The following is a 17,171-nucleotide window of genomic DNA, read 5'->3' as shown; positions in this document are numbered from 1 at the left end:
GTACACGTACCAGCGTTTGTCGTAGCGGGTAGCCACGGCCCGGTGTTGGTCGGGTAGCCGGGTCACGTTGCCGTGGCCCGGCCCCCTCAGAACCGGACGTGCCTGTTTCCAGGCATCACGGCTCAAGCAAGCCCGGAGGCTTCACAGGTTCTGCTGTTCTCCGAACGCTGTCGCCTGCGTGGTGCTGGCGATGGCATTCCGAGTGGACGAGTCGAAGGTTCTTGCTCTCATCAGAGCCGCCATGTCGCCGGTAGGTGAAGTGGTGTTTGTGCAACCGCTTCTTCATCGCGTCGAACCATTCGATCCACTCGCGTGGACTGTCGGGCTCGTATTCCGCGCCGACGATGAGCGCTTGACGACACAGCGGGCAGATTCCCTTCTGGCGGGCTGCCAGGGTAAGGCTGATCTTGTCCATCGGTGGCGGTGTGCGCGTTTGGCGGCGTTGACTCCAGTAATCACGGAGTTCAGGGTCGTCAGGTGACGATTTACCCCTGACCAACTGGTGCCGTCTGATGTTGGTCCATGCGAACTTGGGGAGGTGTGCCCCTGTGGCGCGGTCCCCGAAAACCCAGTTGTTCATCTTGGACCGGTTGAGCCTGCCGAAGTACTTGTTCACGATCCAATGCTTCGACTTCTTCGGGTGGGTGCGCTTAGCCCACTTGTAGGTGAGCGTCCACACATAGCTGTCCAGTGCCGAGAATGTGCGACTGGACACCACCGTCCGGTAATACGCGGACCAGCCCCTGACGACAGGGGAGAGTCGACGCAGTACGACTGTGATGCTCTGTCCGAGCAGGGCCTGCATCTCAGATCTCAGTCGGTTCCGGACTCTCTTGACCGCGTCCTTGCTGGGCGTGATGATCAGGTTGTCGCCATGGCGGCGGATGTTGAACCCCAGGAAATCGAACCCATCCGAAAGATGGAGGATCCGTGTCTTCTCTTCATTGAAGCGAAGTCCTCGGGGTTGCAACCATTCGGCCAGACGCGACCTGACGGTCTCCGCTTCCTCCTTGCTCGTGCAGAACACGGCAAAGTCATCGGCGTAACGCACCAGGATCGGAGTTCCTTTCGCAGCCCACATGACTTTTCCTTTGCGGGTGGCGAATCGGACTCCTGCGGTTTCCTCCATTCCGTGCAGAGCAATGTTGAGCAACAAAGGACTGATCACACCGCCCTGAGGGGTTCCCTCATCGGTCCGGGTGAAGCGTCCGTTGTCGACCACGCCAGCCTTCAGCCACTGCCGGATCAATTCCCTGGCTGGGAATTGCCCGACGGCGTCGAGCAGGTGGGGATGGTCGATGCGGTCGAACGCGGCAGCCAGGTCGGCGTCCAGTACCCACTGGCGCTTGGCGGCCTTGCCCTTCGCGGTGCTGAAGATCGCCTGGATGGCGTCGTGGCAGCCGCGGCCCGGCCTGAATCCGTAAGAACGTGATTCGAACCGGGCTTCCCACTCTGGTTCCAGCGCGTTTTTCACTCGTGCTTGGATCACCCTGTCACGCATGACGGGGATGCCAAGTGGTCGTTGCTTTCCGTTGCTCTTCGGGATGTAGACCCGCTTGACGGGCCTGGCTCGCCAGGGCTGTGTCTGGCCGTCGATTTCAACTGCCATTCGTGCTCTCGCCTGGGGAGTGAGGGCACGTTCCCTGTCGATGCCAGCCGTTTTGCGGCCCCTGCTCTGCTGTGTCACCCGCTTCACGCTCACTAGCGTGTTGCTGCGGCTTCTCAGCATGAGCTTTTGCAGATTGCGGACCTTCTTAAGGTCCCCTGCCTGTGTCGCTTTGAAGATCCTCTGTCTCAGACGCCGTACGTTCTCCTCGGCTCCGGCCCAGTCGATGCTGTGCCAGTCGAGACGTCCGTCCTGGGGTCCGTTCGCTATGGAAGGCCCAGCAGGCTTGGATAACTCCAACTGTAAGTTCCTCCTCGCGTCTAACTTGTCCGCCAGGTTCTGACTCTTTACTCGGGATACTACAAAGGCTCACCTGGTCCACGTGGGCACCCTTTCAGGTCGGGTCACCAGGACCCGTATCCGGCGAGTTATAGCAAGAGGCGTGAAGGTCGCCTCCGAGTTTCCTCTGATCTTTCGATCTACCGGCATTCGCTTCTTGGACCATCCTGTTCCCGCTGGAGAGTTGGGCCTCCCTCGCGGTTGGCTTACCGGGCTGTGACCCGGACTCCATCGGGGTTTCCACGTTCCACACACGTAAGTTGCGACTGGGGTGGGTGCCCCCTCTATCCCGGAACCGGCGGTGTCCTCCTTCCGGTCTCAAATCTCCGGAAGTCGCCTGACGCCTCTCAGCGTCGGGTTCTGTAGCTGCTGACTGCAGACCACCAGGCAGCTTCAACCTTACGAGACATCAACGGGGGTTCACGCGGTTCACCCGTCCAGCCCTTCCCTCGCCTGTTGTTACCCGGTGGTCGGGGAACTCTTGGGCTTGAACGCTCAGCTTCACACCCCGCCGTTACCGACGACGCACGTGAGCGCGGGAACGGATACGGACACTAATCCGGGGTCAGCACATCTCTCCTTCCTTCGGCCTTCCCACTTAACGTGTGCGACTTCGTGTCGCACCTTGAGCCGGTTGATCGCTCGTTCGATGATGTTGCGCTTCCTCTACCGATCTTCGTCGAAGCCTGGTGGCCTTCCGCCGCGTGAGCCTTTGGGCGGTGAGTGCGACCAGGTGCGGGAGCGGGAACGTGGTGCGAGCGCGGCTGCCGGGGCGGCGGTGCCAGTGCCGAGAGCCAGTCCTCCGCGTCAGTGTGGAAGAGGGACGCGTAGCGGTCGGTGACGTAGACGTCGTTGCGATAGAGGTAGTTCGCCGTTCGTGGGTGTTGCAGGCCTGGCAGACAGGAGCACGGGCGCAGCCGTGCTCGTGGCAGCGGTCGATCACACTGGCGGGGGCTTCCTGGCAGACGGCGCACCTCCACCCGGACACTTTGAGTGATCCGGGCTTCTTGCTGAGCGTCGAGTAGAGACGGCCTTCCAACTCCCTGGTGTACGGGCGCAGCGGTTTGGTGCTGCATCCATGCCAACCGGGTGCGGTAAGCCAGATTCGTGATGAACTCCTCGCCATGCCCGAGCGGCTCCAAGACACTTGGGACAAGCCCCGCAGATACCACAAATCAAGCAGACGCAGAGCTGCGAACGGGTCAAAATGGGTCTTCATGAGTCTTGCGAGTGTGTGTAAGGTCCTCTTGTTGCGTAGGGGGACTGCGCAAGCAATGTGGGGGAAGTGTGCGCATGGTGACGCGCCATATCAGCTTGAGACAGTGGCGACTCGGGAAGGCTCGACGTACGGCATCGGCGACAGTGCGCCGCCTTCGTCACATGCCGTTCACAGCACCCCGCCAACTCCGACCCACTTGTCAGTGCCCTTGCTTAGGTTCGTCTGGCATGGCTCAGCACTCGGCATCCAGGACACCATTACTTCAGGCAGTCCGCGGGAAACACCGGCATCACTTCCTACCAGGTACGACGAGGGGCACTGGCAGAGGAGTGTTCCAGCGAGGGCGAAGTCGGCAATCCAGCCCTCCACCGCTTCGATACCGGGCATTCACCCTCAACTCTGCGCACCCTGTGCATGGCCGAAGGTCGATCGCGTGCTCCTGAATCGAATTTTCCGATCCCGCCGTCGACCGGCTGCCGCCGGCACGCATGTAGGAGTGAGGAAGAAGCTACGATCGCCGTCTCGATTCGCTTCTCGACACTCTCAGTGACCCAACGGCTCGGCCCGAAGTCACCATGCTGCAGTCCTCACAACTGGTTGAATCGGCCGCCTTCACCTCGCCCCGTTCGGCGGTGAAGATGTACTGAGAGGGCCCGCCGAGCCCTTCGCCCCCAAGTTCGTTGTCGTCTGATAGACCTTCCAGCCTCCGAGAGCAGTCAGATCACGTCCGCGGGACCGATGTCTCGGAAATGAGGAGTGTACCCCCGTGACGTTCATTAAAGACTCCTGGACTGCAGACGCACTCCTCGCGCAAGAGGTGGCGGATCGGTTCGACAGCGCCATCGCCGCCTACAAAGTGAACCCGAACCTCATCTCTGAGCATGCGAACCACGAGGAGTCCATCCGCGTGGGAGCTTACGCAACCCGAACGCTCCTCGAACTGGTCCAGAACGCTGCTGACGCCATGTCCGGGGCCAGTGGTAACCCGGGGATGGCTGCCGGTCGAGTCGAGATCATCCTCGACACCGACAGCGAAACGCTCTACTGTGCCAATGCCGGTCGTCCGTTCTCGAAGAACGGGATCACTGCGGTCACCCACGCACATCTGAGCGGCAAACGCGGTGACGAGATCGGCCGCTTCGGCCTCGGCTTCAAGTCCTCCCTGGCCGTCTCGGACGCTCCTCAGGTGTTCAGCCGGACAGTTTCGTTCGAGTTCAACTCACCGACCGCACAGGGCGCTCTTGCCGACATCCGGCTCTCGAGGCGCTACCCCATCCTCCGCACACCCACCCTCGTCGATCCGGCCGCCGCCTTCAACGACGACCCAATTCTCGCCGACCTTGCCGAGTGGGCCGCCACCGTCGTGAGGCTCCCCCGTGTTTCCAACCTCAAGAGGCTGCGCCAGGGGATCAAGGACTTCTCATCTGAGTTCCTCCTCTTCGTGACAGCAGTTCGTGAGGTGAAGCTCAAGGTCATGGGCTCGGAGCCGTTCGAGACGACCTATGTCTCACGTGACCTCGGTGACGGCATATACAAGATCGAGGAGCCGAGCGGCGACGGCGACGAGTGGATCGTCGAGCATCGCATGCATGCCCCCTCCGCCGAGGCCCGTCAGCAGGTCGGGGAGGCCGTCTCGCGAGCGGAGGTCAAGGTCACCGTCGCGATCCCCAGGCGCCAGGCCAGGCAGCGCATCGGGCAGTTCTGGTCCTACTTCCCGCTCCAGGATCAGACCTCGGCCTCAGCCCTCTTCAACGCCCCGTGGAGCGTCGACGACAACAGAACAACGCTTCTCGAGAACGACTACAACCGGGAGATCCTCGGGACGCTCGCCAAGATGTTCGTCAGCATGCTGTCGCGGGTGACGACACCCACCGACCCTGCTGCGCACCTCGACTACATGCCCGCGCGAGGCAGGGAGGTGCTCTCGTTCGGGGACGGGCTTCTCTGCTTCCACGTGCCGCGGATGGCCGGAAGCCTCCCGCTGGTTCCCGACGCAACCAGCGAGCTGAAGCACGCCACCGAACTGCGCCCGCTCGACTTCAGCATCCAAGTCGACCACAGCATCCACCAAGCTTGGATCGCTTCCCCGAACACCGGGGACAATGTGCCGCACTGGCACTGCTACAGGTCAAGTCAGCGGTTTACCCGTCTGCGGCAGCTGTTCGTGGCGTCGGTGAACCCGGACCTCATCGATGGTAACGACAGGGATATGTCACGCTCCCTGGACGCCGTACCCAAACGAGGACTACTGTCCTGGCTCCGCGAATGGGCTGCCGGAGCGGATACGGTGTCTGCTGCGAACGCATTGCAATTCGTGCTGAACAATCGGAGGCTCCCTGGTGTCGACGGGGCCAAGGTCATCCCGACAACCGCCGGGCTGCGCGCGATTGCGGACCACAACGTCGTCTTCCTGAACCAGGAGGACGGGGCCGAGATCGAGGAGGCAGTCTTCGTCTCGCGCGGCTTCCTTGGTCAGCCGGGCGTGGAAAAGGGACTGCGACAGGCCGGATTCCGTGATCTCAGCCCCGTCGCAATTCTCAACGCCCGCCTTGCCCGCCTCTCGCCCACGGCCGGCGACGACGAGCTCTCCAAGCTCTGGGATGCCGTCCTCGGTCTTCCGATTCCTGAAGCGGTGAAGGTGCTGACGAGTCGCTCCAGCGCGGTCAAGGTCCCGACTTGTGACGGCGGATGGGCCTTGCCTCACAAGGTCTTCGACCTCGACGTCCCCCTGGGGGACAAGTATGTTGCGCGCACGTTGGACCGCCGGCGCTGCCTGCCTGAGGTGGCACACCGACTCGGCGTCGTCCACGCCGTCGTCAGAAACTACTCCATCGAGGACGAGCCTTGCATGGACCAATATCGGCAATGGGTCCTGTCGGAGCTGAACGCGCAGCTCGGTGTCGGCGACCGTCCGATCGAGCGCATCGCCTTCAGCCCGGACAAGGGTCCGGGCCCGTTCTCCGTACTGTTCATACTGCGCGATGCGGAGGCACCCGCGCAGGTGCGCGAGAAGTGGACGGTCAAGCTGCTCGAAGCCGGACCCACTGCCTGGACCTGCGAGGATCTCGACACGGACGCGGCCTACACCGTGAGGTCGCCTGCGCACTGGGCAGCGGAAGAAGCCGGTCTGTTGAAGTCGACCCGTGGATACCGTGCACCGGCGCACGTGGTTGCTCCTTCGCTCATCAGGTACCGCGAGCTGCTTCCGCTGTTCAACGGTTCACGACAGGTCGTCGATGCGCTGGAGCTTCCGGACGAACTCAGCCTGGTACCTGATTCGTTGCTCAGGGAGTCACTCGAGGCAAAGCTGTTCGCTCCGGCCACCGACGACGCTGTACTCGTCGAATTCGTCCTGACGGCATGCCGCGTCGCCTACGTGGGCCTTCGGCCCACGAGCATTCCGGCACGCGTTGGACGTACGGTGGAGCCGCGATCCCCCTCGGCGGTCTACGTCGCAGTCTCGGAGGAGCAGGCCAAGCTGCTCGCGTCTCGCCAGCGACCGCATCTGAGAGCGACTGAGGAACAGTCAGCCGAGCTTGTCGGTTCCGTGGGGTGCCGTCGTTTCGAGGACAGCTTCGCATTCTCCATGGTCATCGAAGGCGCTCAGGAGGACGAACAAGTGCTCGATGTCTTCACCGGGCTGCGCAGCACATACGTCGCCGACAGACTGGTCAACGCCACGATCACTCGCGCGGTGGAGGTGATAAAGCGGGTGACCGCCGAGGACGGTGTCGAAGATCGACCGCTTCCTTGGTACCTCGACGGTATGAGGCTGACGGTGCGACGCGAGTTCGATGAGCGCCGGCTCCTTGGCATCGTCAATGAGGCCCTCAACCTGGAGTTTACGAAGGCCGAGCTCGAGGACGTACGGAAGACCGGGCTCGATCACCGGCTCGAGGCGCTTCGGCAGAGGGCCCAGGCCACCCACACGGATGCCGAGCGACTTGATGTCTATTTCGGCCCGGACGACCTGCGCGATGCCCTGCCCAAGGGCCTCTGGCCTGCGCTCGAAGCACAAGGGCTGGTCAACGACGACACGTCCGTATCTGAGCTCTTCCTCAGGGTTTACGGCTCGGACTCGATCAAGTTGCTCGCCGATCTGTTCCGCCAGGAACAATTCCCCGATGTCCCGACCACGTGGGCGGGAGGAGCGACAACCATCTCCTGGTTGCGCAAGATGGGTTTCCCCGCTCAGTACGCCGGCCGGCGCACCGTGCACCAGGAAGATGAGTTCGTCGTCCCTGGTGCCGTGAAGCTCAACCCCCTGCACTCATTCCAGAAGAGGATCAGCGCGCAACTGCGGGATGTGCTGATCACACGGGACGAGAACGGCCGCCATCGCAAGGCGATGGTGGAGCTGCCGACCGGAGCCGGCAAGACGCGTGTCGCGGCGGAAACCGTGCTCAGGCTCTTCATGGAGGGAGGGCTTCGTGGTCCCGTCCTGTGGATCGCCCAGTCACTCGAGCTCTGCGAGCAGGCCGTCCAGACGTGGAGCACAGTGTGGCGCGGACTCGGGGACGAACGACCGTTGACAATCGGGCGTCTTTGGGAGCGCAACATCGTGCACGAGCCTGACACTGAGTTCAGCGTTATCATCGCGACGGATGCCAAGCTCGACGCCATTCTCCACAGTCCGGAATACGAGTGGCTCAGCCACGCGTCGACGGTCATCGTCGACGAGGGGCACCGTGCGGGTGACTCCGAGCTCTACACGCGCATTCTCGGTTGGCTCGGCGTGGCCGGCCGAGGCTGGGGACGCCCTCTGGTCGGGCTCTCGGCAACGCCCTTCAAGGGAAGGTCCAGCTCGGCAACCGAAGCCCTTGTGAGCCGGTTCGGCCGCCACAAGCTCAAGGCCTTCAACGGGAATGCCTACCGGGAGCTCGCCGAGATCGAGGTTCTGGCACGGGTCCAGCACGAGGTGCTCCCCGGCATCAAGGTCTCGCTGAAGCCGGCTGAGATCGACGAGGCGCGGAAGCAGCGCAGGATCAGCCCGAGCGTCCTGGAGCGCATCGGCCGCAACCAGGCACGAATGTCGACCCTGGTCAACCACATCATGAAGTTGGATGCGACCTGGCCCGTCCTGGTCTTCACTCCCAACGTGCTATCGGCACAGGTGCTTGCCGCGACGCTGCGGTACCGCGGCATCGAGGCCGCAGCAGTGAGCGGACAGACCGGTCGGCAGGAGCGTCGTGACATCATCACGCGTTTCAAGAGCAACGAGATCCGCGTCCTCACCAACTGCGACCTGTTGATCCAGGGCTTTGACGCCCCGGGTGTCCGGGCGCTCTACATAGCGCGTCCGACATTCAGCCCGAACGCCTACATCCAGATGGCTGGACGCGGCCTGCGCGGCCCGGCCAACGGCGGGAAGCCCGAGTGCCTCATCGTGGACATGGAGGACAACTTCGGGGACGGGGACGTCACCGACCTGCTCGGATACCGCGAGTACGAGGACCTCTGGAAGGAGCAGGGCGCGTGATCCTCGTTCCCGACCTGGCAGACATCGAGAAGACCGCGGGCAGCGCAGCCGAACGCAGGATCGCCCAGCTTCTGCGCGACGTGCACGACGACCCCGACGCGGTTGCCTTCCACTCGGTGAAGTTGCGCTCCCACGCCTACAAGCAGCAGGCGGAGGCCGACTTCGTCGTCCTGTGGAAGAGGGTCGTGATCGTCGTCGAGGCCAAGGGGGGAGGAGTCCGGAAGTACGAGGGCGTGTGGTACAGCGTCGACCGGCGCAACGACTGGCACAAGCTGGCCGGTTCCCCCATGGAGCAGGCAAGGTCTGCCATGTATGCGCTGCGGGACATTCTCCACGAGGAGGGCGTCGGCTGGTTCGCCCACGAGGCTGTCGTCATCACTCCGGACATCGACAGCCCTCCGCACTCGGTCGAGTGGCAGCCGGCCCACTGGCTGGGGAAAGACGACATGACCACGGCCGGTCTGACCGCCGCGCTGGACGCGATCGCGGCCTCCGCACGGAAGCCACCGGTGGGGCAGAAACTGGCCCGGGTCGAGGACCTGCGGGCCCGCCTGTTCGGGGAGTTCACCCGCATGCCCGCGATCGACGCGCAGCGTGGCGCTGTGATCGAGGAGCAGAACCGTGCCACCACCGGCCAGGCCAGGGTCCTGGCCGCGCTGGCCCGCAACCCGCGGATGATGGTGTCCGGCGGCGCCGGTACGGGCAAGTCGCTCGTCCTCGCCGAGGCGGCGAAACAGGAGGCGGATCAGGGCAGGTCCGTCCTGATCACCTTCCGGTCCCCGAGGCTCGTGGAGTTCTTCGCTCCCCGGGTACCGAACCGTCCCTTGGACGTGATCCCGTTCGGGGAACTGAGAGAGGGCAAGACCTACGACATCGTCTTCGTGGACGAGGCCCAGGACCTGATGATCCCTGAAACCATGGACACCCTCGATGCGGTCATCGCCGGCGGTCGCACCTCCGGCCGATGGCGGATGTTCCTGGACAAGAACAACCAGTCTCATGTCGACGGCGCCTTCGACGACGACACCTTCCAGATCGTCGAATCCGAGGCGCTCTCGGTGGATCTGGACCTGAACGTACGGAACACGCGTGCCATGGTCCACATGGTGAAGGAGTACCTCGGCGCGGACCTCGGCGACCCGGGCATCGTCCACGGCGAGAAGGTCACCTGGCACTCGTCCGACGGCCCCGCCGGCATCCACGCGGCGGAGTCCGTGGCACGCCGGCTCGTCGCCGACGGTGTCCGGCCGGAGAGCATCTGGATCATCAGTGTGACATCTCTCGACGACGCCCGTAGGACGACCGACGGGTTCGTCGTGACCAGCCCCAAGTCCGCGAAGGGCCTGGAGGCGGAGCACGTCGTCGTCTGCGACTTGCCCGCGTCGTTCGGCATCGCCGAGAGTGCGGCGCTCTACGTCGCCGTGACACGCGCCCGTGTCTCGCTGCACATCGTGGTTTCCAAGGAGGACCGACGGCAGCTCCAGCACCTCGCTCGGAAGCAGTTGGAGGGAAAGTGAAATTGACCAGGGCGCAGGCGCTCGCGCTGGAGCATCTTCGCAAGGCATACGTCGGACCCGATGGCGACGACGATGAGGTACTCCTCAATCTGCCCGATCGCCAGTATGCAGTGGGCATGCTGTTCCCGAGCGGATCCCGGGTGACGAGCCCCGATGGCTCCGACTCGGAGACGGACGTCTCGGCCGACGTGTCCTCCGGAGACGTGGAGGAGGACGAGGCCGGTGTGCCTCTCGCGGAGGACTGGCGCCCGTCGTCGGTGGGCGTCTCCTTCGTCACGGACAGGTCCACTGTCTCCGTCGCGTTCTCCGGAGGGACGTACGAGCGGGTCGCTGGGGACGGCCCTCCGCGATGGCGGCGGCACCCGTTCTCGTTCGAGGGATTCGAGCTCTCCCCGAAGCAGCCCCCGCATGAACTGACCGCGGGGGACGTGAGGCTCGAGATCGGCGCGAGGTGGCGCGCCTACGGCGACGACCACTTGGTGACCGTGCACGCACGTGTGCTCTCGGAATCGACGGGTGATGATCGGCTCGACATCGAGCGGACGCTCTTTCAGGTCAAGCTGGTGGTGACGCCCGCACAAGGCGGACAGATCCTCGAGTACGACTTCGCGAGGTCCTTCACTGTGGACGAGGAGTCAGCGGAGCTGCGTCTTCGTTACCGGGACCGGAAGGTGTACGCGGTGGGCCACGGCATGGCTGCCGACTGGAAACTCAACGACGGGAGATGCAGCACTGTCTCCCTCGCCCCTGTCCCGGCGTTCGTCGTCCCCGCGGTGGAGACAACGGGCTTCGAGGCCGATTCCGACGCGGCCAAGGCGCTCCGGCTCGAGAACCTGGCGCGCATCGACACCGCGCCGGACGAAGTCGTGCCGATGCTAGATGTGTTCGTCCGGGCCTTCTCAGAGTGGGTATCGGCGCAGGAGGCCCGAGTCGATTGCTTCGGGGACGACGCCGACGTGGCGCGAGCCATCACGAACCGCGCCCGCACCGCTGTGGAGCGCATGGAAGCCGGCGTCGCCCTGCTGCGGGACACCCGTCGGCAACAGCTGAGGGTTGCGTTCGCGCTCGGCATGTCGGCCATGCGCCTGCAGCTGCTACAGACCGCGCTCAAGCGCGGTGCCGACCCGGACCGAGTGGAGGAGCCACAGTGGCGTCCCTTTCAGCTCGGCTTCCTTCTTGTGTCACTGGCGTCCACAGTGAACGAGGAGCACCCGGAGCGGGAGCTTGTCGACCTCATCTGGTTCCCCACCGGCGGCGGCAAGACGGAGGCGTATCTAGGCCTGGCGGCGATCGAGATCTTCCGCCGTCGGATCATGCACGGTATCGCCGGCGCCGGTACCGCGGTGATCACGCGCTACACCCTCCGGCTTCTTACGGCGCAGCAGTTCCAGCGGGCCGCCTCACTCATCTGCGCCATGGAACTGCTGCGGAAGGACGATCCGCGGGCAAGGGCCATGGCCAGGTTCTCCATCGGTCTCTGGGTCGGCAATGAGGTCACTCCGGGTTCAAGAGCGGAGGCGAAAGCCGCGCTCCAGCGCCTGCACAAGGCAGCCAGGCCCGAGGAGACGAATCAGTTCCAGGTCGAGAGCTGCCCGTGGTGCGGGGCGGCTCTGGTCCCCGCGTCGAGGTCCCACGACCCAAAGCAGTACGGTTTCCGGCTTGACGGCAACGACATCGTCATCCACTGCACCAGCGCGGACTGCCGGTTCCATGACGAGCTTCCTCTGGCCGTCGTCGACGACGTCCTCTACGAAGAGCCTCCGACGATCCTGCTCGCCACCGTCGACAAGTTCGCCCGTCTCCAGTTCAAGCCGGAGGCAGGCCGGCTGTTGGGCCTCAACACGATGTACCGTCAACCTTCAATGATCATCCAGGATGAGCTGCACCTGCTGTCGGGGCCGCTCGGCACGACCGTCGCGGTCTTCGACGCCGTCATCCAGATGCTTCTGAGCAAGGGCGGCACCACTCCCAAGATCATCGCCTCCACGGCGACGATCCGTGCCTCGGCGGAGCAGGTCCGAGGACTCTACGGACGTGAGGTCGCGCTCTATCCCCCCGCGGGGCTCGACGGCGATCGGACCTTCTTCTCGCGCCCTGTCCAGAGCGGCGAGGGCCGCCTCTATGTCGGGCTGATGCCGCAGTCCGTCTCGCAGGTCTCCGCGGTCATTGCCGCGACCGCGCCCTTGATCGAGATCCCTGCGGTGCTGGCCAGGGACACTGACTCCGGCGCCACGCGCGACTCGTACTGGACCACGGTGATGTACCACAACAGTCTCCGCGAGCTCGGCCGCAGCGGAACGCTGGTGGTCGACGACGTCAACGGGCGTCTCGAACCCCGTGCGGATCGACTGGCCCTGCCGCTCCGACGCGTACGCGCCGGTCGGGTCCTGGAACTCACCAGTCGCCGAGGGCCCGAGGAACTACCCAACGATCTGCGGGAACTCGGGCGGAGCGCCGACCACACCGACGAGGCCGTCGATGTCGTCCTCTCGTCGAACATGCTGTCGGTCGGCATCGACATCCCCCGCCTGGCACTCATGCTGATGGTCGGCCAGCCCAAGACGACCGCCGAATACATCCAGGCCACCAGCCGGGTGGGCCGTGGCCGGAACAACGGCATTGTGACGACGTTGTTCAGGTCGAACCGAGCCCGCGACCGGTCGCACTTCGAGACCTTCAAGGGGTACCACGAGGCGCTCTACCGCGACGTCGAGCCGACGAGCGTCACCCCCTGGTCCCTGGCGTCGCGCGACCGGTCACTGGCCGGTGCCCTCGTGGCGCTGATGCGGCACACATTCCCCGCGCTCGCAGAACACGACTCGGCATCGACTCTCGACCTCGAGGACGACCGGATGCACGGCGCGATCGAGCGACTCATCAAAACCTTCGTCGACCTGGTGAGTCGCTCGGAGCACATCGAGGCTGAGGAGACGCAGGCGCAGGTGTGGCTGCTACTCAATGACTGGGATCGCCGCGCGAGACTCGCACGCGAATCCGACTCAGCCCTGATGTACCGCCGTCGGAAGGTCGACGAGGATGCTCTGCTGAAACAGTTCGGGCAGCAAGGGGAAGGTTGGTTCGTCGCCGACTCGATGCGGTCCGTCGAGCCCAACGTCGCTGTCCAGATACGTGAGCCCTTCGAAGGAGGCGATCGTGGAACGAATCCTGCATGACCTGCGTCTCTCGGAGACGATCACACCGTTCGGTGTGGGAGCCATCGTCGACGTGCTCGGGGAGTCGTTGATCGCGCCCGACAGCTCCTGGTGGGACCGCAAGTCGGCCCCCGAGGTCAGTTGCGAACGCCTCCTCGCACGGCTGGGCGCGGGCGTCCTGCGTCAAGCGCCGTCCCACTCGGGACGTGCGGCCAAGGAGACCGCCCATCTGCTCTACTGGCGGTTCCCGACGTGGCGGTTCTGCGAGCGGTGCACGAAGCTCTCGCAGCTCACCAGCAGGAACAAGGGACGCTGGAGCAACCACTGCGACTGCGGCGGTGCACTCGTGCCGATGCGGTACGTGGCCGTGTGCGAGAAAGGCAGCCACATCCAGGACATTCCCTGGTTCATGTGGGCTCACCGCGGGCGCGACGCCGGCGTGACGGAATCGGTGCGCCACTGCCGTGCCTACAAGGAATTGCGGTTCGTCCGATCGTCCCAGCACGGGGAAGGCCTGGCCTCGCTCCGGGTCGAGTGCAACGGGTGCAAGCGCTCGCGTCCCCTCTCCGATCTCGTCGGGGGTGAGTCGCTCCACCGCGACGGCATTCGTTGCGGAGGGACCCAACCATGGGAGGAGCCCAAGCCCGGCAACGTGTGCGAACACAAGCTGATCGCCGTTCAGCGCGGCGCTACGGGCAATTACATCGCCGAACGCCTCTCCGCACTCGATATTCCCGAGGAGCGCCCTCAGTCGGTGGAGACTGCGGATCGCATCCGGAGCCACATCTACTTCGAGAAGGTCGTAGCGGACAACGGTGGCCCGCAGGCCGAGATGGTCGCCGAATGGATCGCGAACGAGGTCGGAGGGACCGCGGAGGAGGTCCTCAACCTCGCGGCCGGTGGCATCGACGACTCCCCGGAAAGCCCGCTTCTCAACCTGAAGGACGGCGAGTGGGCAGCTTTCGTCAAGAAGCTCGAGGGTGACAGGGACCACTGCGTCGGCGACTTCGTCGTCGACGGATGGGCGGTTCCCTCCGACTCGGCCTGGCCGACGGAGCTGACCAGCCGACTCGTCGGCGTGGGTCAGGTGCGCCGCGTCCGTGAGGTCAGGGCGCTCCGTGGCTTCCGACGCCACAGCGCCGAGGCCGCGTTGATCACTGCAGACCTCGGACCCGACCGCAGGCGCAAGCCTGTCTACCCGGCCATCGAGATGTTCGGCGAAGGGATCTTCCTGCGGTTCGACGAGGACCGGATCTCCGAGTGGGAAGATCTGCCCGATGTCCGGGCACGGGCGGAAATCCTGATCGGACGGCGCGAGGCGAGCGAGTGGGCCCACCGCCTGGACGTGCCCGAGCCGCGCTTCATCGCCTTGCACACGCTGGCCCACCTCCTCATTCGCAGGCTCGCGTTCGCGAGTGGCTACGCATCCGCATCCCTGCAGGAGCGCATCTACGCCAACTCGGACCGTCCGGACCGCACAGCTGGAATCCTGATCTACACAGCTGCCGGGGACGCACAGGGGACACTCGGTGGGCTCGTCCGCCTGGGCGCCCCCGACAAGCTCTTCCCTCTACTGCTGGCCGCCCTGAGTGACGCCGATGTCTGCTCCAACGACCCGGTGTGCATCGAGAGCGACCGCCAGGGCGTGGCTCAGCTCAATCTGTCGGCGTGCCACGGATGTGCCCTGGTCAGCGAGACATCATGCGAGACGGGCAACCGCCTGTTGGACCGCCAGCTCGTTCTGGGTGGAGGTGGCGTGACCGGGCTGCTTGATCACGTACTCGATGAAGTCCGGAGCACGAAAGGTTCACGTCACCCCATCCGGAAGCCGATCCAGCCGAGCAGGTTGCATTTCGCGAAAGATCGTCAGGAATAGCGTGATCCGTGTCCCAGCGCCCAAGTGGTTGTCACCCCAGCAAGCCAGCCGACAGGGTGAAAGGACGTGTGTTTGCAATGCTCGGCGACGTCACACCGCCACGAACTGCGCGGGCCTGACGTCGATACGGTCGTCGCGCCGACCGCGCCGGGGCGACTCGGACCGGATCATGCTCAGCTGTCGGGCCGCGGAGCCGGAACCGGGCCGTGATGCTCACGGTCGGCGAACTGGCCTTCGCCCGCCGCAAGAGGTGCTGGTTCGCTTCGACCGGACCGGGACCACCGTGATCGACCGCGGCAGCCCGGAGCGCCGCCGAGCGGGTACAGCGGCGCGCCGAGGGTTCACGGCGGTACCGGCCCGGGTCGGCGTCGGCGCCTTCGGACAGGGGGCGGACGGCAGGGTCATCGGCCTCGCCGTGCCGCGCAAGACCGGCCGGACCGCGGTCAAGACCGTATGGCGTCCCCGTGGTCGGCGGTGTCGCGTACGAAGTGGATCCGATTTTCTATCACCCACTCCGATGGACGATCTCCGTGATCCGCTGGACCGGGCCCTGACGGCCGGCGAGGTCGGTGATGACGTATCCGTCTCACGTGTCCGCGTGCCGGTCTTGGTCAGGCTTCACCGCGCAGGTCTCCAGCCGGACGTGGCCCCGGGCTGCGGTCGGTGGTACGTCGCTTGGACTTCGCCCCAGTGCAGTTGAGCAGGATGCGGGGCCTGTCGGATAACTACTCCGCCTCGTACGACTGCCAGGTCAGAGGGCGCTTCAAAGCACTCTCCAGCGCTGCATCGAGGCCCAGCGCGGCAGCAAGGATGTGCATGCCGAAGCGCGGCGGAACCGCGTTGCCGATCTGCTGCGCGATGACGCTGCGCGCGCCGGGGGCTTTCGCGTCGTCGCCGTTGCGGCGACGCCACGGGTAGTCCGCCGGGAACGTCTGCAATTGCCCCAGCTCGTGCAAGTCGAACTCGCCGAGCTTGTGGTCACCCCAGACCAGTTTGTTCCGCGAACCCTTGCCGGTGACCGTGGCCGAGGGCTGATCGTGACGCCGCCGCCCCCTGGCCCTTGGATCTCCGCCCGTGCCGTAGTTGGAGACCACCTCGTACGGGGCTCGGCGCGCCAGCACCATCTCCATCGTGACCGGTTCCTTGAGCCCCGTTTTGCCTGCGTCACGGGTGGTGCTTCTGCTGTAGTGCCGGTGGGTGGGCTTGGGCAACTTCGGTTCCTCTTGCAACAGTGCGCCCGGCCCGGCCCAGCGCGCAATCAGGATTGCCCTGCGGCGCGTCTGCGGCACGCCAAACTCTTCTGTGCGCAGCACTTTGGGATCTGCGACCTTGTACCCTTTGCCCTCGAGAATGCCCGCGAACACCTTCCAGACCGGCAGTACGGCCGGAACCTGCTCGAGGACGATTGCCTGGTAGGGCTGGGTGGTCTCTCTGAGTAGCGCCTCGAGTGCCCAACGCAAGGGCTCAAGCACCAGACCGGTGCGCTCGTCGCTGAGGTGCTTCAGCTCCTCGCCGATGGATGCGAAGTCCTCCACGATCTTGACCTCGGCGTACCGCTCGGCGAACTTCGACACCTCGTTCAATGCGGCGCGACCCTCGCCGTTGCCGGCCACCGTGAAGGTCTGGCAGGGCGGGCCTCCGACGAGTACGTTCGCGTCGGAATAGTGGTTCGGCCCGAATTTCCGCACGTCTCCGCGTTCTGTGGGCAGATCGGCGGCGAGGCGAGTGGTGCACGCGTCCTCGTCCCATTCGATCCCCTCGACGACCTCTACGCCCAGGTTTCGAGCGGCCACGTCAAATCCGCCCGGGCCGGCAAAGAGATCGACGATCTTGAAGGTGTCGGACACGCGCATTCCTTGCGGGACGAGGAAGGAGGGGGCAGGTCGGTGTCCTCGCTGCTCCCCAGGTCAGGGGCGTTGAACGGCCCCCATGGTAGCCGGCCGGGTGGCTGATGATGCCAATGTTCAGGCCACGGGAAGCATT

The 17,171-nt window shown here is 64.8% G+C and carries 7 protein-coding genes; 4 read left to right on the top strand and 3 right to left on the bottom strand.

All coding sequences use genetic code 11. The features are described from left to right. Window positions 1–115: 115 nt before the first annotated feature. On the bottom strand, window positions 116–1,906 hold the full coding sequence (ltrA, locus tag OIE69_RS34040) for a group II intron reverse transcriptase/maturase (RefSeq protein WP_326578339.1): 1,791 nt from the start codon (window positions 1,904–1,906) through the stop codon (window positions 116–118). A 637-nt stretch (window positions 1,907–2,543) separates the two neighbouring features. After that, window positions 2,544–3,071, bottom strand: coding sequence for an endonuclease domain-containing protein (locus OIE69_RS34035; protein ID WP_326581496.1), 528 nt, complete (start codon window positions 3,069–3,071; stop codon window positions 2,544–2,546). A gap of 859 nt (window positions 3,072–3,930) precedes the next feature. On the opposite strand from OIE69_RS34035, the gene OIE69_RS34030 reads away from it, so the two are divergent. Genes OIE69_RS34030 through OIE69_RS34015 form a run of 4 tightly spaced genes read left to right on the top strand, consistent with a single transcriptional unit; the run spans window position 3,931 to window position 15,188 of the window. Continuing rightward, the gene (locus OIE69_RS34030) at window positions 3,931–8,643 is read left to right on the top strand and encodes a DEAD/DEAH box helicase (RefSeq protein ID WP_326578337.1); all 4,713 of its coding nucleotides are present in this window, start codon (window positions 3,931–3,933) and stop codon (window positions 8,641–8,643) included. Next, entirely contained in the window at window positions 8,640–10,160 is a 1,521-nt protein-coding gene (locus OIE69_RS34025; RefSeq protein ID WP_326578335.1) for a nuclease-related domain-containing DEAD/DEAH box helicase, read from the top strand. The genes OIE69_RS34030 and OIE69_RS34025 overlap by 4 nt, the downstream gene beginning before the upstream one ends. Next, window positions 10,157–13,333 (top strand): helicase-related protein, encoded by a 3,177-nt coding sequence (locus tag OIE69_RS34020; RefSeq protein WP_326578333.1) that lies wholly within the window; start codon window positions 10,157–10,159, stop codon window positions 13,331–13,333. The genes OIE69_RS34025 and OIE69_RS34020 overlap by 4 nt, the downstream gene beginning before the upstream one ends. Continuing rightward, window positions 13,314–15,188 carry a DUF1998 domain-containing protein gene (locus tag OIE69_RS34015; RefSeq protein ID WP_326578330.1) on the top strand — a complete coding sequence of 625 codons (1,875 nt, stop codon included), beginning with the start codon at window positions 13,314–13,316 and terminating at the stop codon, window positions 15,186–15,188. Before OIE69_RS34020 ends, OIE69_RS34015 begins: the two co-directional genes overlap by 20 nt. 725 nt (window positions 15,189–15,913) lie before the next feature. On the opposite strand, the gene OIE69_RS34010 is transcribed toward OIE69_RS34015, so the two are convergent. Beyond that, entirely contained in the window at window positions 15,914–17,035 is a 1,122-nt protein-coding gene (locus OIE69_RS34010; protein ID WP_326578328.1) for a DNA cytosine methyltransferase, read from the bottom strand. Window positions 17,036–17,171 lie beyond the last annotated feature (136 nt).

The sequence above is a fragment of the Actinacidiphila glaucinigra genome (genome assembly GCF_035918135.1).
Classification (GTDB): domain Bacteria; phylum Actinomycetota; class Actinomycetes; order Streptomycetales; family Streptomycetaceae; genus Actinacidiphila; species Actinacidiphila glaucinigra.
Note: the sequence above shows the minus strand (reverse complement) of the source record. Positions and strands in the feature narration are given on the sequence as shown.

Coding starts and splice junctions, on each gene's coding strand:
- OIE69_RS34035 (WP_326581496.1), bottom strand. CDS start 3,071: ATGGCGAGGAGTTCATCACGAATCTGGCTTACCGCACCCGGTTGGCAT.